19 protein-coding genes, 1 pseudogene and 1 riboswitch are annotated in these 20181 nt (G+C 40.8%); of the genes and pseudogenes, 14 read left to right on the top strand and 6 right to left on the bottom strand.

The genetic code is table 11. The features are described 5' to 3' along the window. Position 1 precedes the first annotated feature (1 nt). The 3 genes from RYO55_RS04420 (at position 2) to RYO55_RS04430 (ending at position 4592) form a co-directional block, all read left to right on the top strand. On the top strand, positions 2-451 hold the full coding sequence (locus RYO55_RS04420; RefSeq protein WP_314984310.1) for a GNAT family N-acetyltransferase: 450 nt from the start codon (positions 2-4) through the stop codon (positions 449-451). A 25-nt stretch (positions 452-476) separates the two neighbouring features. Beyond that, positions 477-1271 (top strand): sulfite exporter TauE/SafE family protein, encoded by a 795-nt coding sequence (locus tag RYO55_RS04425; protein WP_314984312.1) that lies wholly within the window; start codon positions 477-479, stop codon positions 1269-1271. A gap of 498 nt (positions 1272-1769) precedes the next feature. Next, positions 1770-4592: an FAD-binding and (Fe-S)-binding domain-containing protein gene (locus tag RYO55_RS04430; RefSeq protein WP_314984314.1), complete on the top strand. Its 2823-nt coding sequence runs from the start codon at positions 1770-1772 to the stop codon at positions 4590-4592. Positions 4593-4855: 263 nt separating this feature from the next. Here the strand turns inward: RYO55_RS04430 and RYO55_RS04435 are convergent, their stop codons facing one another. Continuing rightward, positions 4856-4993, bottom strand: a complete 138-nt coding sequence (locus tag RYO55_RS04435) for a type I toxin-antitoxin system Fst family toxin (protein ID WP_314984315.1) — start codon at positions 4991-4993, stop codon at positions 4856-4858. Positions 4994-5097: 104 nt separating this feature from the next. Here RYO55_RS04435 and RYO55_RS04440 point away from each other — a divergent pair, with 104 nt between their 5' ends. After that, a complete protein-coding gene (locus RYO55_RS04440; protein ID WP_314984316.1) occupies positions 5098-5757 on the top strand; it encodes a TPR end-of-group domain-containing protein in 660 nt (219 codons plus the stop codon). Between the two features lie 2 nt (positions 5758-5759). Beyond that, positions 5760-5972 carry a hypothetical protein gene (locus RYO55_RS04445; protein ID WP_314984317.1) on the top strand — a complete coding sequence of 71 codons (213 nt, stop codon included), beginning with the start codon at positions 5760-5762 and terminating at the stop codon, positions 5970-5972. 1 nt (position 5973) lies between these two features. On the opposite strand, the gene RYO55_RS04450 is transcribed toward RYO55_RS04445, so the two are convergent. The 3 genes and pseudogenes from RYO55_RS04450 to RYO55_RS04460 form a co-directional block, all read right to left on the bottom strand. Then, on the bottom strand, positions 5974-6351 hold the full coding sequence (locus RYO55_RS04450) for a type II toxin-antitoxin system HicB family antitoxin (protein ID WP_042466936.1): 378 nt from the start codon (positions 6349-6351) through the stop codon (positions 5974-5976). A 9-nt stretch (positions 6352-6360) separates the two neighbouring features. Next, positions 6361-6522, bottom strand: coding sequence for a type II toxin-antitoxin system HicA family toxin (locus RYO55_RS04455; RefSeq protein ID WP_314984319.1), 162 nt, complete (start codon positions 6520-6522; stop codon positions 6361-6363). A 288-nt stretch (positions 6523-6810) separates the two neighbouring features. Continuing rightward, positions 6811-7152, bottom strand: a pseudogene (locus RYO55_RS04460) (EamA family transporter RarD); the annotation flags it as partial. A gap of 132 nt (positions 7153-7284) precedes the next feature. On the opposite strand from RYO55_RS04460, the gene RYO55_RS04465 reads away from it, so the two are divergent. Next, positions 7285-8184: a DUF3829 domain-containing protein gene (locus RYO55_RS04465; protein ID WP_314984321.1), complete on the top strand. Its 900-nt coding sequence runs from the start codon at positions 7285-7287 to the stop codon at positions 8182-8184. Positions 8185-8260: 76 nt separating this feature from the next. Here the strand turns inward: RYO55_RS04465 and rarD are convergent, their stop codons facing one another. Then, a complete protein-coding gene (gene rarD, locus RYO55_RS04470) occupies positions 8261-9157 on the bottom strand; it encodes an EamA family transporter RarD (protein ID WP_314984323.1) in 897 nt (298 codons plus the stop codon). 168 nt (positions 9158-9325) lie between these two features. Continuing rightward, positions 9326-9502: riboswitch (cobalamin riboswitch) on the top strand. Between the two features lie 289 nt (positions 9503-9791). Between rarD and RYO55_RS04475 the strand changes: the two genes are divergently transcribed. The 7 genes from RYO55_RS04475 (at position 9792) to RYO55_RS04505 (ending at position 18001) form a co-directional block, all read left to right on the top strand. After that, the gene (locus RYO55_RS04475) at positions 9792-11954 is read left to right on the top strand and encodes a methylmalonyl-CoA mutase family protein (RefSeq protein WP_295816743.1); all 2163 of its coding nucleotides are present in this window, start codon (positions 9792-9794) and stop codon (positions 11952-11954) included. 4 nt (positions 11955-11958) lie between these two features. Beyond that, positions 11959-14148: a methylmalonyl-CoA mutase gene (gene scpA / locus RYO55_RS04480; protein ID WP_295816741.1), complete on the top strand. Its 2190-nt coding sequence runs from the start codon at positions 11959-11961 to the stop codon at positions 14146-14148. Continuing rightward, positions 14141-15394 carry a methylmalonyl Co-A mutase-associated GTPase MeaB gene (meaB, locus tag RYO55_RS04485; RefSeq protein ID WP_012864962.1) on the top strand — a complete coding sequence of 418 codons (1254 nt, stop codon included), beginning with the start codon at positions 14141-14143 and terminating at the stop codon, positions 15392-15394. The genes scpA and meaB overlap by 8 nt, the downstream gene beginning before the upstream one ends. Positions 15395-15740: 346 nt before the next feature. Then, positions 15741-15998: a hypothetical protein gene (locus RYO55_RS04490; RefSeq protein WP_012864960.1), complete on the top strand. Its 258-nt coding sequence runs from the start codon at positions 15741-15743 to the stop codon at positions 15996-15998. 161 nt (positions 15999-16159) lie between these two features. Further along, complete coding sequence (locus RYO55_RS04495; RefSeq protein ID WP_314984326.1) at positions 16160-16765, top strand: MotA/TolQ/ExbB proton channel family protein; 606 nt, start codon at positions 16160-16162, stop codon at positions 16763-16765. Next, positions 16762-17166 carry a biopolymer transporter ExbD gene (locus tag RYO55_RS04500; RefSeq protein WP_012864957.1) on the top strand — a complete coding sequence of 135 codons (405 nt, stop codon included), beginning with the start codon at positions 16762-16764 and terminating at the stop codon, positions 17164-17166. Before RYO55_RS04495 ends, RYO55_RS04500 begins: the two co-directional genes overlap by 4 nt. 4 nt (positions 17167-17170) lie before the next feature. After that, positions 17171-18001, top strand: coding sequence for a hypothetical protein (locus RYO55_RS04505; RefSeq protein WP_314984329.1), 831 nt, complete (start codon positions 17171-17173; stop codon positions 17999-18001). 67 nt (positions 18002-18068) lie between these two features. Here RYO55_RS04505 and RYO55_RS04510 read toward each other — a convergent pair whose 3' ends face one another. Beyond that, entirely contained in the window at positions 18069-18479 is a 411-nt protein-coding gene (locus RYO55_RS04510) for a CAAX protease (RefSeq protein WP_314984331.1), read from the bottom strand. A gap of 293 nt (positions 18480-18772) precedes the next feature. Here RYO55_RS04510 and purB point away from each other — a divergent pair, with 293 nt between their 5' ends. After that, a complete protein-coding gene (gene purB, locus RYO55_RS04515; RefSeq protein WP_278617611.1) occupies positions 18773-20068 on the top strand; it encodes an adenylosuccinate lyase in 1296 nt (431 codons plus the stop codon). Positions 20069-20181 lie beyond the last annotated feature (113 nt).

Consider the following 20181-nt stretch of genomic DNA (forward strand, 5'->3'; position numbering starts at 1 on the left):
GATGAAGATTGTAAAAGCTACCGAGTCAGATATATTAGAATTATATCGATTACAATTGCTTACTTTTGAAAGTGAAGCGGAAATGATTGCTAGTCGAATGGTCCCTGCATTGATGGAGTCGGAAGAGGATTATAGAGGTACTTTCAACCAGTGGCATACCTATAAAATGGTAGATGATGCGGGGAAGATAATCGGAGGCATTCGTTATCAATATGATGCTGGCGTAGTAGAGGTCGGTCGCTTGATGGTGCATCCAGACTATCGGCAACAAGGATTGGCTCGGAAATTATTGGCATTCGTGGATGAACAATGTAGCCAAGATCGGCGCGTATTATATACATGTACAAAAAGCTGGATTAATATAAAGTTATATACAAACATGGGGTATAAAGCCGTTAGAGAAATACAGGATGACACGGGATTATCCTTTGTATATATGGAGAAACAATAATTCAAACGGCATGGGAGGTCTTAATGTGCTTGATAATATAGTGATATTTTATATATTCTTTACCGTAGTTGGTTTTTTAGCAGCTATGCTTGGCACCATCATCGGTGCCGGTGGGGGCCTTGTGTTTGTGCCTCTCTTTATGTACTGGTTCCCAGAGTGGTCTCCATCTATGGTCGTAGGAACATCGCTTTTTTCTGTTATGTGTAACGCCATTTCTGGATCTATAGCTTATCTTAAGCAAAAAAAGGTATACATTAACGCTGCTATCATCTTTAGTCTTGCTACCTTTCCGGGGGCTATTTTAGGTGCCCAAATGTCTGGATGGTTCTCTGGTAAAGGCTTTATGTTCGCCTTTGGATGCTTTATGCTGTGTGCATCCGTATTGATTGGTTTTAAAAATTTTAGAAAAGGGGAAAGAAAGGAAGAAAGCCTTACTCTTGAGCAGTTGAGCTATAGTAAATCTATCGGTATTAGTATTAGCTTTTTTGTTGGCTTTATTTCGAGTATCTTTGGTATCGGTGGTGGCCTCATCCATGTGCCGGCTTTGATTTATCTCATGGGCTTTCCTACCCATATGGCAACGGCTACAAGTCAATCTATTCTCGCCGTATCAACAACGGTGGGGGTTATTACACATTTAATTGAAAGCCACATCATTTTTAGTATTGCTATCCCTACTAGTATTGGCGCTATCTTTGGTGCTCAAGTAGGTGCTCGTATTGCAAAACGTCTCAAAGCAAAAGCTATCCTCGCCCTCATGAGCATAGCTGTCTTTGCATTGGCGGTACGCCTCATTCTTAAATCTGGTATTTTGGGATAATATGGTTTTATAATTAATCTATCTTTAATAAGCATAATTTAGTAAAGCTCTCTAATGGTGATTCGTAAGCGTTTATCATTAGAGGGCTTTCTGTATTTTCAGCATTTTATAAAAGGGTATAACTAAAAGTCATAGAAAACTATAAATGAGAATGAAAAATTTAAAATATATAAATCATACTATTTTTATGCATAATGTTGGTAATGTATTTACTATAGAATTATAGGTAGTACGAATCGTTATTTAGAGAGGTTTTAGCATATAATTACTGACTATATCTATACATGCTTAATAAATAAGGATTCTTGATTGTATATGAGGAAAAATGGGTATATGATAATGCTAATGAGATGTACTTTCAACTGAGGGAATAAAAGGGTAATGCATATCGATTTTTATTAGAAGGGATATAAATTATGCATAATTATAGTGAGGAGAATGAGAACGGCGTATACTAAAAGTGATAGATTCCTTAAGAAAGGATAGGAGGAAATAGAAGTGAGTACACTTATTAGAGATTATGAACGTTTTGCCAAGGAGGCAAATGAGATTTGTAAAGGTCGCGTATACACCGATCATTTACGTCGTTATGCATATGGCGTTGATGCGTCTTGCTATAGCTATTTACCAAAGGTAGTTGTTAAAGCTGAAGATGAACGAGAAGTAAGACGGCTTATTCGTTTGTGTCAACAATGTGGGACACCATTTACATTCCGTGCGGCCGGCTCCTCCTTGTCTGGTCAATGCTCCAGTGAAGATGTGCTCATCGTATGTAATGATGGCTTCAAGAAAATGGAAGTTATTGATGATGGGAAAGCCTTGAAATGTGAATGCGGTGTTATCGGTTCCGATGCGAATGATTTATTGAAACCGTACAATCGTAAAATTGGTCCAGATCCTGCAACGCTTGCCACAGCATTAGTAGGTGGTATCTTGAATAATAACTCCTCTGGTATGTGCTGTGGTACGGCGCAAAACTCTTATAAAACAATTCGGTCCATTCGCGTTGTGTTATTAGATGGTTCCATTCTCGACACATCCGACCAAAAGAGTATTGATCAATTCCTAAAAGAAAAACCTCAAATGGTAGAGGATATCTTACAATTGCGTAAGGATATTTTGGCCGATGAAGAATTGACACACTTGATTCACCATAAGTACAAAATCAAAAATACCACAGGTTACGGCTTGAACTCCCTTGTTGATTTTGAAGATATTATCGATATCATCAACCACTTATTTATCGGCTCTGAAGGTACATTAGGTTTCGTGTCTGAAATCGTATATAACACTGTTGAGGACGTACCGTATAAAGGCTGTGGTCTCATGTTCTTTAAAACATTGAACGATGCATCCCTGGCGGTTGTAGCGTTGGCTAATATGGGTCGTGAAAAGGTTATTGCAGCGGAAATGATGGATTATCAGTCCTTGCGCGCTGTTCAAGCCTTAGATAATGTGCCTGACTTCGTTCGTGAAGTGCCTGAAGGTACGAGTGCCATCTTGTTCCAAACTGAAAGCTACTCCAAAGAAACTGTCGATGAAAACTTAGCTTTTATTAAAGATAAATTGAAAGATATTCCAACAGCTATTCCAAGTCTTTACTCCCAAGATCCTAAAGAATACGATTCTTGGTGGGCTATCCGTAAAGGCATTTTGCCAATCGTTGGTGGTCAACGTAGAAAAGGCACCACTGTTATTACAGAAGACGTATGCTTCCAAATCGAAGACTTCACTAAGGGCATCGAAATGCTTACCGAATTATTCCACAAATACGATTTCGTAGACGGTGGCGTAATCTTTGGCCATGCGTTATCTGGTAATGTTCACTTTAACATCACACCTGACTTCAGCGATCCTAAAGATACTAAGAACTTCGGTGACTTGGTAAAAGAAATGTCTGAACGCGTCTCTGGTTTCGGTGGTTCTTTAAAAGCTGAACATGGTACAGGTCGCATGGTGGCACCGTTTATTGAAATGGAATGGGGTCGCAAAGCGTACGAAATCAACCGTCGTATTAAAGCTATCTTTGACCCTGAACGTATCTTGAATCCTGATGTTATCATTACTGATGACCCAGATGTGTATAAGAAAAATCTTAAAGCTCAATGCGTTATCGATGATGCTTTTACAATCTGTATGGAATGTGGTTTCTGTGAAAAACATTGTCCAAGCCGCAATTTAACATTGACTCCTCGTCAACGTATTGCATTGTTGCGTGAAACAAAACGCCTTGAAAACGAAGGCAATTTCACATTGGCTGCGGAACTTAAAAAAGGCTATGAATATTTTGGTGTAGATACCTGTGCTGCGTGCTCCATGTGTAAAGGTCTTTGCCCGCTCAGCATCGATACTGCTCAAATTGCATTATCCATGCGCCGCATCAATCCTCCAGCACCGGAATTAGCTAAGAAGATTTACGATAATTTCCCTACTACACTTCAAATGGCTCGTGCCGGCGTAAGTCTCGAAGGTATTGCAGGTTCTATCGTTACACAAAAAGCGATTTCCAAGATTACAGAAGGCTTACATGGTGTAACAGGTATTACTCCGTACATTCCTAAGACTACACCTAAGGCCAATCGTTACAGATTGAGAAGCCGTATTAAACCGACTAATTTTGAAAAGGTTGTATACTTTAGTACTTGTGCGAACCGCGCTTTCAAACCTAATCAAGGTTACGACGATGAACGCAGCTTGCAACAAGTAGTGGAAAGCCTTTGCAACAAGGCCCATATCGATATTATCTACCCTCAACATATCGAAAACCTCTGCTGTGGCTTGAGTTTTGAAAACTATGATGACGTTCATGAGCGCGCTGTTAAGGACTTACACGATGCATTGATGCAAGCATCTCAAAACGGTAAATATCCAATTGTGATCGATCATAGTGCATGTTTCAACCATGCTTTCAAACACATGCCAGACTTAGAAATCAACGATATTTCTGAATTCTTGTGTAAATACGTTGTGCCTCATCTCGATATTGAAAAATGCGATGAACGGGTCATCGTACACAAACAATGTAAGATTAAATCCTTGAATAAATCTCAATATATTGAAGATTTGGCTCGTCTATGTACAGACCATGTATTCAACATTAAATCCTTTGCATGCGATGGCTTTGCAGGTCAAAAAGGGTTCTTTACACCAGAACTTAACAAATGTGCTACCAAAGACCTTGCTGCTGAAATCGCTGAATACGGTGCAACACTAGGCGTAAGCTCCAGCTCTACCTGTGAAATCGGTCTTGGTGAAAACGGTGGCATCCCATTCGTTGGCGTTGCATTTTTATTAGATCGTTGTTCTAAGGCTAAGAAATAAGTCTTATATATCTATTGCTATTTACGTTAACGTTGCTAGTAGTTTATGTTAAAGTAACTGGTAGTTTATATTAATGCTGCTTTAATATTGCTCGCAAATTATGTTAAAACTAGTAATAGTTTTTTAGGGGTTTTATGAGATTTATTGCTAATTCTTTATTTTTCTAAGAAATGTGGTATACTAAACGTAGGTAGTAGAGTGTATGAAATTACCTGCAATATAACCAAAAAAAAGGACGAGTGGCAGCTCGTCCTTTTTCTTGCTTATTTTTTGTTTTTATTGTTAAGCCAGTAGCTGTAGGTAGTTACAACTAAGGCAACAATAATAGGGGCAAGCAAGGTGCCCCAGAGTGCATAAAACAGCTCCTGCAATATACCACCTCCTTTCGGGAGGTATTTCATATTATATCATCATGCTATGGAGTCTTGTATATGATTAAATATCGAGTCTTACATATGATTTAAATATGGAGACTTGCATAGGATTTAAGAATGGAGAATTCTGAATGAAGAAAATTATACTTTTCTTTCTTTTAATAACAGCCCTTACGGGATGTGGATTGAATCAAAATACGAGTAGTAACAATGGGAATGGCAATAAAACAGAATCAAATGCAATTAGTTCCGCTACTGCAACAGGCTCCTCTACATCTGGTGCGGAAAATAGTAAAGCTGTTAAGAAAGATGACCATCTAATTACAGCAAAGCAAGCCTTATCCGCTGGTGAGTATGCGAAAGCCATAGAAGAAGCTAACGTATCCATTAAGGACAATGCTAATAATGCAGAAGCCTATTCTGTACGGGGCTTTGCAACAGCATTAAACGGTGATGCGGCTAAAGGTTTGACAGATACTAAGAAGGCTTATGATTTAGATCCTAACAATGTGACTAATTACTATAACATGGCCATGGTCTATAAGCTACAAGGTCAGTTAGATGATTCTAAACAATGGTTTGAAAAGGTATTAGAAAAGGACCCTAGTAACACCTGGTCTGTGTATGGTATTGCTACCATTTATGCAGACCAAGGAGACGATACTAAGGCCCTTGATTGGCTAGAAAAGGCTATAAAAATTGATCCTTCTGTAAAAGCTGTTGCAGCCGAACAAGACCATTTTGAACGCTTTCACAATAACGGACGATTTAAAACATTAGTTGGATTATAGATATGGATGTGAAAGTTCCATTTTTTGTGAAGCATCTCTCCGTATATATGGCAACATTAGAGGATTGTCATAGCGTATGGTTTGATGTGTTATATGTACTAAAATTTATTGCTCTATTTCGTAACGATTCTGTGGATGCTTTGCATCATGTACCTCACTTTACCAGTTATTTTATGGACAGTAGCTCTATTTTGGCTGAGCAATTGATGATGTAAATTACATTGTTTTCTCTACTAATGCTTCTTGTAAAAGTTGAGAAAAGTTAATTCCTTTAGCTAATGCTCTATCGTTTAGCCAGGCAGGAATCGTTAGGGTTTTCTTTACGGATTTACTGTTTTTAGCTAAATCAATATCTGTTTGAACTAATGTAGGATATGTTGTTTCGGTACATGGTAAGCTGCGAATAGATGTGGGGGTAGGTAGAGTTTGTCCATCTTCTAAAGCACCTAATATATAGAGCTCCATAGCCTCTTGTGCATTGGTTATTAATTCTGTTAGTGTTGAGCCGGTGCTACTAGTGTATTCGAGATCGGGAAATTCAGCCCAGAAACCATCGGCATCGTCATGGATTATAGCAGGGTATATAAATTTCATAGGGCCTCCTTATTTTAGTCCTGTTCGTTTTAGAATAGCATGTAATAAACCTGTAGGAACATCTTTTCCGTGTACGGCAATGACTTCCACTTGATCATCTTTTTTCAAACGATGATGACTACCGCGTTGCCGTACATCCTTCCAACCATTTTGTAGAAGTAGTTTAAGCAAATCTTTATCCTTCATAGGTTCTCCTTTTACTATAACACGTATATACGTGTTAAACAATGGCTAGGCGTATAGTTTATTCATTTGTAGTCTAGCATCGTTTGTATCATTATAGTGGTGACTATTGGTCACCTATGTTCCTATTAGTCACTTGACAATATAGTTTTGTATAATGAATAGCATGAATTGAATAAATAGGGCTAAGAGGTAAATTAAATAAGTGTAATATTAGTGTGTAAAAAAGCTGTATCAAATGGTAATGTCATTTGATACAGCTTTTTGTATAGCTAATTATTTCGTTTGCTTTGGTTGATTGGACATGGTGTATATGGCAAGTGCTATCCAAATACAGGAGAAGGCAATGATGTTTGGTATATCAAAGCTTTCTTCAAAATAGAAAATAGATAGTAAAAATATAATTGTAGGAGCTAAATATTGAAGAAAGCCTAGTAGGTTGAGTGGTAATAGTTGAGCTCCGTAGGAGAAAAGGATAAAAGGAACTGCTGTAGTTAAACCACAGCCCATGAGGAGCAAAGCAGTGTACCAGTCTGTGCCAAAATAAGACCAAGAGGTAGTATCGAAGACAGTTGTGTATAGCAAGGCTAGCGGTGTTAAGAGCCAAGCTTCAACGGCACCTAGCACTACGTATTCATTTTAGTTATCAAATATGATCTTTATATATTAATCCTATTCATAAAAATCATATTAGGATATAATTAATATGTATAAATTAGGTTGTGTATTGATGAAAGGAGAGGATTCATCATGAAACTATTTGGTAAAAGGGTAGCAATGGCTGTGTTGTGTGCGGCGACATTAACATCCCCATTATTTTTGAGCGGTTGTAGTATGTCAGAGTTATGGCAGGGTACTGAACAGAGCCGTAAGGAAATTGCGCAACGGTCTGAGCAAGATCAGGTGCAGTTATTTAATCAATATGTGAAAGCTGTAAGCCGATACAATCGCATGGCTGTAATGTTTGATTATGCGAATACGCCAACTCTTAATGAGTTAAAAGCTGGGCAGCATTTAACTGTTTTTAATGCGCCGAACTTTAAGCAGCTACAAAAAGAATTAGAAGAGGCTAAGCAAGCCGGTATTCCTTATGATGAAATGAAGGAGCCTTTAGATAAGTTGCTTTCAAAATTGAATGAAATTACACCGGTGGCCGAAGAGCTCGATGCATACTATAAATCTAAAGGGTATACCACAGATAACTATGCTAAGGAGCAACAATTAGGTCCTAAATATGTTCAATTGTATGAACAATTTGTTCCTGTTTATGCTGACTTTGATAATGTTATGCATAAAATCAATACGGAGCGCTTGCAACAACGGTTACAACAATTGCGTGATGCAGGCAAGAAAAATGCAGCTGCAGCACAAGAGGTTCATTTGCGACTTACTGCGGTCCTAGAAAAGATTGATAGTGAAAAACAACTAGATGTAAATGCTATCAATCAAGAGTTGCAAGCTATTGGTGATGTATCAAATGGCATTACTAGTCCTAAGTATGATTCTGTTAAGACTTCTGTAAACTCTACAATTGGTGCAATTCGTACCTATATGGGATCAAAACAAGATAACGACTATAATCGTATGATTGAGGCCTATAACCATTATATTTCTAATATGAATACGACCAATATGAATGAGTTAGATTAATAAGTCTATATAAAAGAAAGCTGTATCAAATGAGAATGTCATTTGATACAGCTTTTTAGTTGATATACGATATATCTTACTTTTTTAGGCTAATACGCGTTGTAATTTGGCTTGATAAGGAAAATAATACTAAGGCTATCCAGATACAACCGAAGGCGATCATTTGTGGTGTGCCAAAGCTTTCACCAAAGTAAAAGATGGCTAGCAACAAGGCAATGGTAGGGGATACATATTGCAGGAAGCCTAGTAGGTTGAGCGGCAATAGTTGCGCACCATAGGAGAATAGCACCAATGGAACAGATGTAGTTAGACCGCAGGCTATGAGCAGAATGGATGTATACCAGTCTGTACTGAAATAAGACCATACTGTATTATCGATCATGGTCGTATATAGTAAGGCTAGCGGTGTTAATAGCCAGGCCTCAAAGGCGATGCTCGTAAAGGGAGAGATGAGTAGTTTCTTTTTTACGGCCCCATAAAGACCGAAGGAAACGGCGAGGATCATCGATACCAACGGCAAGGATCCTACTTGATAGGTGAGTAAGGCGATGCCGATGGTAGCGATAAGGACACTCAGCTTTTTTGGTATAGATAGAACCTCTTTAAATAGGATGACACCTAATACTACATTGAAGAGTGGGTTGATGTAATAGCCAAGGCTCGTGTTCATAACTTGATTATTGGCGATGGCCCAAATGTAGGTGAACCAGTTTACGCTGATGATGACTGCCGCAACTAAAAGTAGGAATAGTTGTGAACGTTGTTCTTTTAGTAATTGAAAGTCCTTTTTAAATTGTTTAAAATGTAGGCCAAATACAACGATAGCCATGCAAATACCTGACCAGATAATGCGCTGTGCCAGTATATTATACGGTGAAACATGGTTTAATAATGCCCAATATAGAGGGAGTAAGCCCCAAATTATATAACAACTAAGGGCTGTGATTAACCCTTTTTTACTTGTATGGTCCATAATGCCTCCTCGTGATAGCACTTATTATATCATTAATTCTTAAATTCTTAACCCATGCGTTTTAGTTATTACATATGATTTTCAGTTATAACTTTGGTTTTGGTACTTATGATTAAATGTTATGTTCATTGACTTTGTGCATATTGTTACACTATATTGGACTTAGAACAACGAATATAGAGAATAGGTGTCGTAAGACTTAATAGAGAAATCGGTATAAGCCGATGCGGTCCCGCCACTGTAAGGATGAGCCTGCTTTCATATATGTCACTGGAGTAATCTGGGAAGGCGAAAGCGAGGTGATGATCCCGAGCCAGGAGAACTGCCTATTTGATAATCACCGTTATGTACCTACGAGCGATAGGAAGGGGATTGGGGTATGCTGTCTACAGTATTTTTTAGTGTACCTTTCAATAAGAAACCTTACGTGTCACTTTAGGTGGCACGTTTTTTATTGCCCTTAGAGTGGATGTTGAGTATATGCGTCAAGTTTTATAGACATTAAACCGATGGACACATTTTGAGGTTGATGTGGTCCAATAAGATAAAGCTCGAGTGATTCATATATCTAACAATTCGCAGGTACGGTGCGCTGTTTCTCGGTATGGTTTCGAGTTGAAAAGGAGGCACATATATGTCTGACAAAAAGACTTCAAAGGATGCTGAACGTGATTTATTAGCACCTGTATCCTTTGATGAGTTTAAGAAACCTACGTATGAACAATGGCAGGCCGAGGTTGAAAAAGCGTTAAAAGGTGGCGACTTCCATAAGAAGATGTTCACTAAAACCTATGAGGGAATTACGTTACAACCAATTTACACGCCTGCATTGCATGGAGAAAAAATTCCAAAGGGTGTATATCCTGGAGCAGGTGAGTTCCTACGTGGCACAAAGGCAAGTGGGTATATTAAAGACTCTTGGGGCGTATCCCAATATGTAGACGAATCCTTTCCTAAGGATGCTAACCATGCAAGTTTATACGAAATTGTAAAAGGTGGCACCATTCACAATATTCGCCTTGATGAAGCAACACGCCATGATCAAGATGTGCAAGTAGGCGCAGCTGTTGGTATCGGCGGTACATCTCTGTCTACTATGGATGATTGTAGCCAATTGATTGAACGTTTTAATTTAAAGGAAAATCCTTTATACATTGAAACAGGTGCTTCTGCAGCTATCTTGCTCGGTATGTTAGCCGCTACGGTGAAAGGCTCTAAAAAACAGACCTCTGACTTGAAAGGTCTCGTTGGCGCAGACCCTATTGGTGTTTGGGCTAAAGATGGTACATTGCATATGTCTTTAGATACAGCCTTTGATGAAATGGCACATACTGTTGTATGGGCTAAAGAACAAGCTCCAGAGCTTAAAACTGTACTTGTATCTGGCGATGTATACGCTAATGGTGGCGCTAATGATGTGCAAGAGGTTGCCTATGCATTGGCAACAGCAGTTTGCTATGTGCGTCAATTAGCACAACGGAACATCGATATTCATACTATTGCTAAAAGCATGATGTTTACATTCTCCTTGGGGGCAAACTTCTTCATGGAAATTGCTAAACTACGTGCATTGCGCGTGCTTTGGGCGCGCATTATGGAGGCCTTTGGTGCAGAAGAAGCTGACCGTGCCGTTCATGTACACGGCAGAACATCGGCTTTCACAAAGACCGTATACGATCCGTATGTAAATCTGTTGCGTAACACGACACAGGCATTCTCCGGCGTTGTAGGCGGTTTGAATAGCCTTGAAGTATCTCCATTTGACCAACCAATTCGCAAAGCTGACGACTTCTCTCGCCGTATTGCCCGTAACATCCAAGTTATGTTGCAAACTGAATTCGAGTTGCGTCAACCTGTGGACCCTGTAGGCGGTTCCTGGTATGTGGAAACATTGGCAGCCGAATTATGTGAAAAAATTTGGGCTGAGTTCCAAACTATTGAGGCTAAAGGTGGTATCGTAGCAGCTTTGAAAGAAGGCTATCCACAAGCTCAAGTTAAAGCTGTTCTTGACGAACGCTTCAAAAACCTTGCATTCCGCAGAGATGTGGCTGTAGGTAATAACATGTATGCGAACATGACTGAAGAATTGCTTGATCCAAAACCAGAAAATCAAGAAACATTGCGTCAAAAACGGGTTGCTCAAATCGAGGAGTACTTGGCAAGTGCGGAGCCAGATGCGGTTGTGAAAGCACAGGCTACCCTAGAAGCAGGTACTACAGAGCCAGGCGCTTTGATTGGTCTTATTGAACTCGGTGCATTACAAAAATTAACAATACGTCAAATCCGGAAGGCTTTAGATGCTGGTGATATTGCTTCCGAAACCATTGAATCCATTGCAGCTCATCGCTGGACTGAACAGTTTGAAGCACTTCGCATGCGCACTGAGAATTATAAACAACGTACGAAAGATAATGTGAAGGTATTCTTGGCCAATATGGGCCCAATCCCTCAACATAAACCTCGGGCGGACTTCTCCACAGGCTTCTTCGAAGTAGGTGCTTTTGAAGTTATCAAAAATGATGGTCATGAAACAACGGCTGATGCTGCGAAAGCTGCTCGTGAAAGTGGTGCTGATGTTGTCGTTATCTGTTCTACAGATGATACATATCCAGAATTGGTACCACCACTTGCTAAGGAATTGAAAGAAACTATGCCGAATGTAACGGTTATTTTAGCAGGGGCACCTCCTAAGGACTTAGAACCTGTGTACCGTGAAGCTGGCGTGGACGACTTCATTTCTGTTCGTGCAAATTGTTACGAAATCTTGAATAAGTTACAAGATAAGAAAGGGATGTGAGCTCATGTTTAAAAATCCAGACTTCTCCTCTCTTGGCTTGGAATCTCAGACAGCAACATCTCGCGATGCATGGCTTGCTGAACTTCAAAAAGAAACAGGAAAAAGCTTTGAAGAGTTATACAATACGACGATGGAACAGATCCAGGTGAAACCGCTCTATACGGAGATGGATTATGAAGGAATGACACACCTTGACTACATGGCCGGTGTGCCTCCGTATTTGCGCGGACCTTATTCCACGATGTATGTAACGCGTCCTTGGACAGTACGTCAGTACGCTGGTTTCTCCACAGCGGAAGAATCCAATGCGTTCTATCGTCGTAACTTGGCAGCGGGCCAAAAGGGTTTGTCTATCGCCTTTGACCTTGCTACTCACCGTGGTTATGACTCCGATCATCCTCGTGTAGTAGGTGACGTTGGTAAAGCGGGTGTTGCGGTAGACTCCATCCTCGACATGGAAATTTTATTCTCCGGTATCCCCCTTGATCAAATGTCTGTATCCATGACCATGAATGGCGCCGTATTGCCAGTAATGGCGTTCTACATCTTGGCTGGTGAAGAACAAGGTGTAGATAAAAAGGTTATGGCTGGTACAATCCAAAATGATATCTTGAAAGAGTTCATGGTACGTAATACTTATATTTATCCTCCAGCTACGTCCATGCGCATTATCGGCGATATCTTTGCGTATACATCCCAGTACATGCCTAAGTTCAATAGTATCTCCATTTCCGGCTACCATATGCAAGAAGCGGGCGCTACTGCGGATATCGAATTAGGTTACACATTGGCCGATGGTCTCGAATATATCCGTACCGGTGTTAATGCGGGACTTCACGTTGACCAGTTCGCACCACGCTTGTCCTTCTTCTGGGCAATCGGTAAAAACTACTTCATGGAAGTGGCAAAAATGCGTGCAGCTCGTATGTTGTGGGCTAAGATTATCAATAGTTTCGGCTCTGAAAATCCTAAATCCATGGCACTTCGTACACATAGCCAAACATCTGGTTGGTCTCTTACAGAACAAGATCCGTTCAACAACGTGGCTCGTACATGTATGGAAGCGATGGGCGCGGCTTTGGGCCATACGCAATCTCTACATACGAATGCGCTTGACGAAGCCATTGCGTTGCCTACGGACTTCTCCGCACGTATTGCGCGTAATACTCAGCTTTACATCCAAGATGAAACTAAGGTATGTAAGGTTATCGACCCATGGGGCGGTTCCTACTATGTAGAAGCGTTGACAGATGAATTGATTCGTCGCGCTTGGGGTCATATTCAAGAAATCGAATCTCTTGGCGGTATGGCGAAAGCTATCGATACAGGGCTTCCTAAGATGCGTATCGAAGAAGCTGCTGCACGTCGCCAAGCTCGTATCGACTCTGGTCGTGAAGCGATTATTGGTATCAACAAATATCGTCTAGATAAAGAAGACCCATTGGATATCCTCGACGTAGATAACACGGCTGTACGGGAAGCGCAAATTCGTCGTCTCGAACAATTGCGTGCTAACCGAGATGAAGAAAAAGTTCAATCCTGTCTTGAAGCGATCACAAAGGCTACAGAATCGGGCGAAGGCAACTTGCTTGCTCTTGCGCTTGAAGCGGCTCGTGCCCGTGCATCCTTGGGTGAAATTTCCTTTGCTGTTGAAAAGGTATGCGGTCGTCATAAAGCGGTTATTCGCTCTATTTCCGGTGTATACTCTAGTGAATTTGAAGATGACGATGTAATCAAAGAAGTACGTCAAATGGCGGATAACTTTGAAGAACTCGAAGGTCGTCGTCCTCGTATCATGATTGCGAAGATGGGCCAAGACGGTCATGACCGTGGTGCCAAAGTTATCGCTACATCCTTCGCGGACATGGGCTTTGACGTGGATATCGGACCTTTGTTCCAAACTCCAGAAGAAACAGCACAAGATGCGGTGGATAATGACGTTCATATTGTCGGATTTAGTTCTCTTGCGGCGGGGCATAAGACATTATTGCCTCAACTTGTAGAGGAACTCAACAAGCGGGGCCGTGGAGATATTTTAGTTGCCATCGGCGGCGTAATCCCTGCTCAGGACTATGAATTCCTACGCGAACATGGCGCAGTGGCTATCTTTGGCCCTGGTACAGTTTTGCCAGTAGCGGCGAAAAAATTACTAGAAACATTGACTAGTCACGTTCAAGACGAGTCTCATGACTGATAACAAACGGTCTACTCCGGATGAATTGCGCAATACACAGGACGCAACTTTCACCACTGGTGAAGGCAAGGCCCCTGAATTAGGTGTAAAAAACGCAAGCACAGAGGGTAGTACCTATCGTCCCGACTGGGTGCCAGAAGAAGCGAAGAAAGATGACACTTATGCGTGTCATGTAATGAAAGGCGTCAAGGAAATGCATGACGGCCTCTTATCTAGCTCTGCTCATCTGGCTCCAGCGGTACGTCCCGTACAGCGGCGAAAGAAATTAACTGTCGCTGATTATGTACGCGGTATCGAGCAGGGGGACCGCGTTATACTTTCACGGGCTATCACATTAGTAGAAAGTAATAATAAGGACCATTTCAAACTAGCTCAACAAGTGTTGCAAGCGGTATTGCCTCGTACGGGCAAGGCATTGCGCATCGGTATTACTGGTGTGCCTGGGGCCGGCAAAAGTACGTTTATTGAAGCCTTCGGTAACATGCTCATTGAAGCGGGTTACAAGGTTGCCGTATTGGCTGTAGACCCTACGAGCCAAGTCACAAAAGGCAGTATTTTGGGTGATAAAACGCGGATGGAAACGTTGACGAAACATCCTGAGGCTTATATTCGTCCATCGCCGGCTGGTGGTACGCTAGGCGGTGTGGCTCGTAAAAGTAGAGAAACTATGCTACTTTGCGAGGCTGCTGGGTACGATATCATTCTCGTTGAAACCGTTGGGGTTGGGCAAAGTGAAGTTACTGTGCGCTCCATGGTAGACTTCTTTATGCTCATCGTTTTGACGGGGGCAGGCGATGAATTGCAAGGCATTAAAAAAGGTGTTATGGAACTTGCTGATGCTATTGTGGTCAACAAGGCTGATGGGGATAATCTCAAACGAGCTCTCATTGCTCGTAGCGACTACGACCGTATGTTGCATTATATCCGTCCGGCTACGGAAAAATGGAAGACTCAAGCCTACACATGTTCAGCTGTCACAAAGGATGGCCTCGATGAATTGTGGGATGTTATCCAAGAGTTCACTGAACAAGGCAAAGAAAATGGGGTCTTCTTAAAACGCCGTCAAGAACAATCCCTCCGTTGGGTACGTGATATGATTGACGAACACTTGCACAACCTATTCTTTAACAATGTAGTCATTCAAGGTCGTATGGGCGAAGTCGAAAATGCTGTCTTAGACGGTGAAATGAGCGAATCTCAAGCCGTTGAAGAATTAATTGGTGTTTTCGATAAGTCTTTGCAATAAGTAGATCGGTAAATACATATTGTATTGTTAAATATGTATTGTATTGCTAAATACATATTAGATAAGCCGGCATAACTTATCTTAATACGAACTCTGTTAGCAATCGTATGCATTTCGATATAATTAAAGATGTATTTGTAAAAGGCATAGTATCAATTTCACTGTTGGATTTAGATCAATAGTAGTTGTATACTATGCCTTTTTCTCTGTCATAATAACTAGTTCTGATTAATTGTTTAATAAAAGATGATTAATATATAAGTTCATCTTTTTAAAATGCAAAAGTCAGTGTATAATTAAGTTATAATATTTATTTATCGTTTAATGTTACGAGAGGGGCATTCAAATGAACAAAAAATTATTATTACCTGTAGGTGTAGTTGTTCTAATTATTGGTATTGTGATTCTATTATTAAATCCAGATCCATCGGCGGCTAATTTGGAAATTGCGAGAAACGCTACAAATGCTCAAGCGGCAGCAAAGGCGATTTCTGAGAATAACCAATCTTACACATTGTGGTATTCTATCGGCATGTTCTGTAGCGGTTTAGGAATTGCACTGTCAGTAGGTGGCTTCATTGTAGGCTTTATTAAAAAAGACTAATCTATTTAGAAACGCATAAAAGGCTGTACTAGAATATATATCATTTCTAGTGCAGCCTTTTTGCCCTTTAGTTTTGCGCTCCCTATCTGTTTTAGAGGGGATAAAACGTGGTATAATTAACCCGGATAGAGCCTAAAGGTATGTGGCTTTTGGAGGTTAGTATGAGTAGTATAGGGCATTTATTTGCAGCTGGTGGATTTGTTATGTATCCGCTAGTGATTTTTTTACTGTTTACCTTGATGATTGGCATTGAACGTATCTTTTTATATCGCAAGTTTACAAAGGACTTGCGCCGTTTTAATAAGGTCTTAGAAAAGAACCAATCTTGGATTATGTTACCAAGTGTTTTGGAACGTGATACAGAGGAACTTGGTCCTTTATTTGCCCGTGCTATCCGCAGTGCAAAGAATTATAATGGCTTGGAAAACCGCCTTCAAGATGTAGTGTCGTACGCTGATGAACGTTTAAAACGAGGCCTTAGTTGGCTCAGTATGGTTGTAACAATGGCTCCGTTGTTGGGCTTGTTGGGAACGGTCCTCGGCATGATTCGTGCGTTTGCTGTGGTAGGTGGCGATATTGGGGCCCCAACTATTATTACAGGTGGTGTTTCTGAGGCCTTAGTGGCAACGGCTACAGGTTTGACCGTGGCCATTATTGCGCTTGGCTTTCATAGTTACTGTGCGGCAAAGGTCAACGATTCTGTGGCGACATTAGAACATGAGTGCGGTAATATCCTTGATGCGTACAATGAGGAACATGATATATGAGACGACGCACATTAGGGGTTAAAAAAGAGCCTACCATCATGATTATTCCCATGATTGATATCGTATTTTTCTTACTCGTATTCTTCATGGTAGGCACGCTGTATATGAATACAGAGCAACAAATTCCGCTAAATTTACCATCTGCATCGACGTCTACGGCAAAGTCTATCGAACCTATCACCATTACCTTGACTACAACGCACACGCTATATATTGATAATCAGGAAATTTCTTCGGATCGTTTGGCGCAAGAGGTCAAATCTATCGTTACACAAGCTCCTCAACAAGCTTTTGTTATCCGCGCCTCAAAAGATGTGTATTATAACGAGGTTATTGAACTTTTGGATATGCTCAAGGTGAACGGTGCTAAATACATTAGCGTCGCTACGGAACGGAAGTGATTCCATGTTTGAATCACATTATCTGAAACCTTTTATTGTGTCTTTAGGCATTACAATCATGCTTATCTCTGGTATGGGGCTTTCCTTACGTGGTATCGTTGGAACAGGTGTGGCTTATGATGCAGCAGAGGTTAGCTTTCATCTGCCTGATGATAGTGAAAGTGATGCGGAAACTACCGCTATTGAGCCTACACCTAAGGATAAGCCATCGGTTGAACCTCCGACTCCGGAAGGGCCTGCGCCTAAGGTGGATCCCCTTGTAACGGAAAATACAGGTGATGAAAGCATTCACAATTTAAATGCCAATAAGACTACATCTAATGCTCGTCGCGAATGGGCCGTTCCAAAGGCCATAGAATCGGAAACAACTAATAATGAACAAGCTGTAGTTATGGGTGGAAATGATTCTAAAGATGGTAAATTTTCTAAGCCTGACAATGCTCCTATGGGTAAGGATATAACATCTGATCCTAATGCCAATGGAAATGGCTTTGCCGAAGCTAGTGATTTATCCTTCCTATCTGATCTTGCTTGGGGGCTTCTAACGCCAGGGCAACAAGCGCTTTTACAAAAGTCGGATATCAACCCCCAAGAATATTTAAGAACTGTACAAGAACAGGGGAAGGGTTCAATCGTAACAGGTAGGGTTGTAGTGCGCGTTAACTTTGATGTTGATGGACATGTCATCGTGGGAGAACATACACCGCTCATCGCAGAAGATGTGCCGCAACCTGTAAAAGAGGAAGCAATGCGTATCGTTAAAAGCAGTGGTTCTATTATCAATCGAAGAGGAGAACCTGTATATCTAGCAGTTCCTGTCGTTTTAGGACAATAAAGAGGCATATCTTACATACATTAGTATGTGATATGCCTCTTTGTTATGGTTATAATAAATGATTGTATTAATTTTGATTTGTAAGCATCGTTTTCGTAGAGTTGAAGACGGCTAGATATACGATGGCGCCGCCGATGAATAATGTGACTTGCATAGGCGCGCTAAATTGATCGGCACGCCATAATGCAAAAGCGTAGAAGAACATGGTGATGAGCATGATGAGAAATGCGATGATAACGCGTACGTTAGTATGTACCGCTAATGATGTAGTAATGCGGGATTTATTCATCATTACGTAAATTAAAGACACCACAATATCTGCGGTAAAGATGGGGAAGATGAAGTTATAATCAAACTCGCCCAAAAGGACTACCGCCAAGCCGATAAAGCTGAGCCCAAAGAATAGACGTAATAGAATACCTATAGTATTAGATTCGTTGCGCTGTGCACGGCGCTCTTTTCGATTTAAATTTGCCATGAAAGCCTCCCAGTAATGATATACAAGTCCATGTATATTTCAGATGATTCTAGTATATCATTTTATTCGGGTAAATACATAGAGACAGCATTAATATAACTGAATTCTGATAGTTACTGTATCTGCTATAAATAATTGATTACAACCAAATATAAAATTACCAACAAACACGAACGATAAGTAAAATTAATATAATTATCATTCGGAAAATTTAGGCGCTTTCGTTGAATGGAGCTTTCACATATGGTACAATAATCCTATAAATCTAGCTTTTATCATGCAAAGGAGACATCATGATACCACGTTATACACGAGAAGAAATGGGCCATATTTGGAGCGAACGCAACGAATTCGACACAATGTTATTGGTGGAGACCCTCGCATCTGAGGCACAAGCTGAGTTGGGCGTTATTCCTAAAGAAGCGGCAAAAACAATTCGTGAAAAGGGCAATTTCGACGTTGAGCGCATTCATGAAATTGAAAAGGAAACGAACCACGATATTATTTCCTTCGTAACAGCAGTGGGCGAATACGTAGGTCCTGAAGCGGCAAAATATATCCATCTTGGCCTTACCTCTACAGATGTGAAAGATACGGCGCTTGGGTACATGATGAAACAAGCCTGCGATATCTTAATTGATGACTTAAAGCGTTTGCACGAAGTATTGCGTCGTCGTGCAGCTGAGTTCAAATATACTCCTATGATCGGCCGTACCCACGGCATCCACGGCGAACCAACTACATTCGGTTTGAAATTGGCGTTGTGGATGGCAGAGGTAGAACGTGATATTGAACGCATGGAGCATGCGCGTAAAAGCGTAGCCGTTGGTAAATTGTCCGGCGCTGTTGGGACTTACTCCAACATCGATCCATTCGTAGAGCAATATGTATGCGAAAAATTAGGACTTGAACCTGTTAAAATCGCTACGCAAGTCGTACAACGTGACCGCCATGCTGAGTTGTTGTCTACCATCGCTGTTGTAGGCGGTACATTAGACAAAATCGCATTGGAAATCCGTCACTTACAACGTACAGAGGTACGCGAAGCAGAAGAATATTTCAGCCCTAAACAAAAGGGTTCCTCTGCGATGCCTCATAAACGGAATCCTATTACTTGTGAAAGAATCTGCGGTATGGCGCGCTTACTTCGTGGCTATGCACAATCTGCTTACGAAGATCAAGCATTGTGGCATGAACGCGATATTTCTCATAGCTCTGTAGAACGCGTGATCTTGCCGGATGCGACAATCGCATTAAATTATATGTTGCACCTAACAATTCGCACCATCGATAAGTTGTTGGTATACCCTGAAACCATGCTTAAAAATCTTAACCTCACAGGGGGACTCGTATTTAGCCAAACAATTTTGACAAACCTTGTAGATAAAGGTGCGGTACGTGACGAAGCATACCGTTGGGTTCAAAAACATGCTATGGAACGCTGGCTTGAAGGCAAAGACTTTGCAACAGGTTTAAAAGCTGATGAAAATATTAAGAAATACATGACTGATGAGGAAATCGATGCATGCTTCGACCCATATAAATTGCTAAGACATGTAGATACAATCATGGCTCGCTTTGGCCTATAATTGTAGGGACTTCCCACATAACATATGAAAGACTAGGGTAGGTATAGACCAACAAGCCTATGGCACATGCATTAGGTGTTGGCTATATCTACCCTTTTTGTTTAAAAGCAATA

Origin of the sequence: uncultured Veillonella sp. (genome assembly GCF_963551295.1) — a bacterium.
Taxonomy (GTDB): domain Bacteria; phylum Bacillota; class Negativicutes; order Veillonellales; family Veillonellaceae; genus Veillonella.

Coding starts and splice junctions, on each gene's coding strand:
- RYO55_RS04420 (WP_314984310.1), top strand. CDS start 2: ATGAAGATTGTAAAAGCTACCGAGTCAGATATATTAGAATTATATCGA.
- RYO55_RS04435 (WP_314984315.1), bottom strand. CDS start 4,993: ATGAAATACCTCCCGAAAGGAGGTGGTATATTGCAGGAGCTGTTTTAT.
- RYO55_RS04440 (WP_314984316.1), top strand. CDS start 5,098: ATGAAGAAAATTATACTTTTCTTTCTTTTAATAACAGCCCTTACGGGA.
- RYO55_RS04445 (WP_314984317.1), top strand. CDS start 5,760: ATGGATGTGAAAGTTCCATTTTTTGTGAAGCATCTCTCCGTATATATG.
- RYO55_RS04450 (WP_042466936.1), bottom strand. CDS start 6,351: ATGAAATTTATATACCCTGCTATAATCCATGACGATGCCGATGGTTTC.
- RYO55_RS04465 (WP_314984321.1), top strand. CDS start 7,285: ATGAAACTATTTGGTAAAAGGGTAGCAATGGCTGTGTTGTGTGCGGCG.
- rarD (WP_314984323.1), bottom strand. CDS start 9,157: ATGGACCATACAAGTAAAAAAGGGTTAATCACAGCCCTTAGTTGTTAT.
- RYO55_RS04475 (WP_295816743.1), top strand. CDS start 9,792: ATGTCTGACAAAAAGACTTCAAAGGATGCTGAACGTGATTTATTAGCA.
- scpA (WP_295816741.1), top strand. CDS start 11,959: ATGTTTAAAAATCCAGACTTCTCCTCTCTTGGCTTGGAATCTCAGACA.
- meaB (WP_012864962.1), top strand. CDS start 14,141: ATGACTGATAACAAACGGTCTACTCCGGATGAATTGCGCAATACACAG.
- RYO55_RS04490 (WP_012864960.1), top strand. CDS start 15,741: ATGAACAAAAAATTATTATTACCTGTAGGTGTAGTTGTTCTAATTATT.
- RYO55_RS04495 (WP_314984326.1), top strand. CDS start 16,160: ATGAGTAGTATAGGGCATTTATTTGCAGCTGGTGGATTTGTTATGTAT.
- RYO55_RS04500 (WP_012864957.1), top strand. CDS start 16,762: ATGAGACGACGCACATTAGGGGTTAAAAAAGAGCCTACCATCATGATT.
- RYO55_RS04505 (WP_314984329.1), top strand. CDS start 17,171: ATGTTTGAATCACATTATCTGAAACCTTTTATTGTGTCTTTAGGCATT.
- RYO55_RS04510 (WP_314984331.1), bottom strand. CDS start 18,479: ATGGCAAATTTAAATCGAAAAGAGCGCCGTGCACAGCGCAACGAATCT.
- purB (WP_278617611.1), top strand. CDS start 18,773: ATGATACCACGTTATACACGAGAAGAAATGGGCCATATTTGGAGCGAA.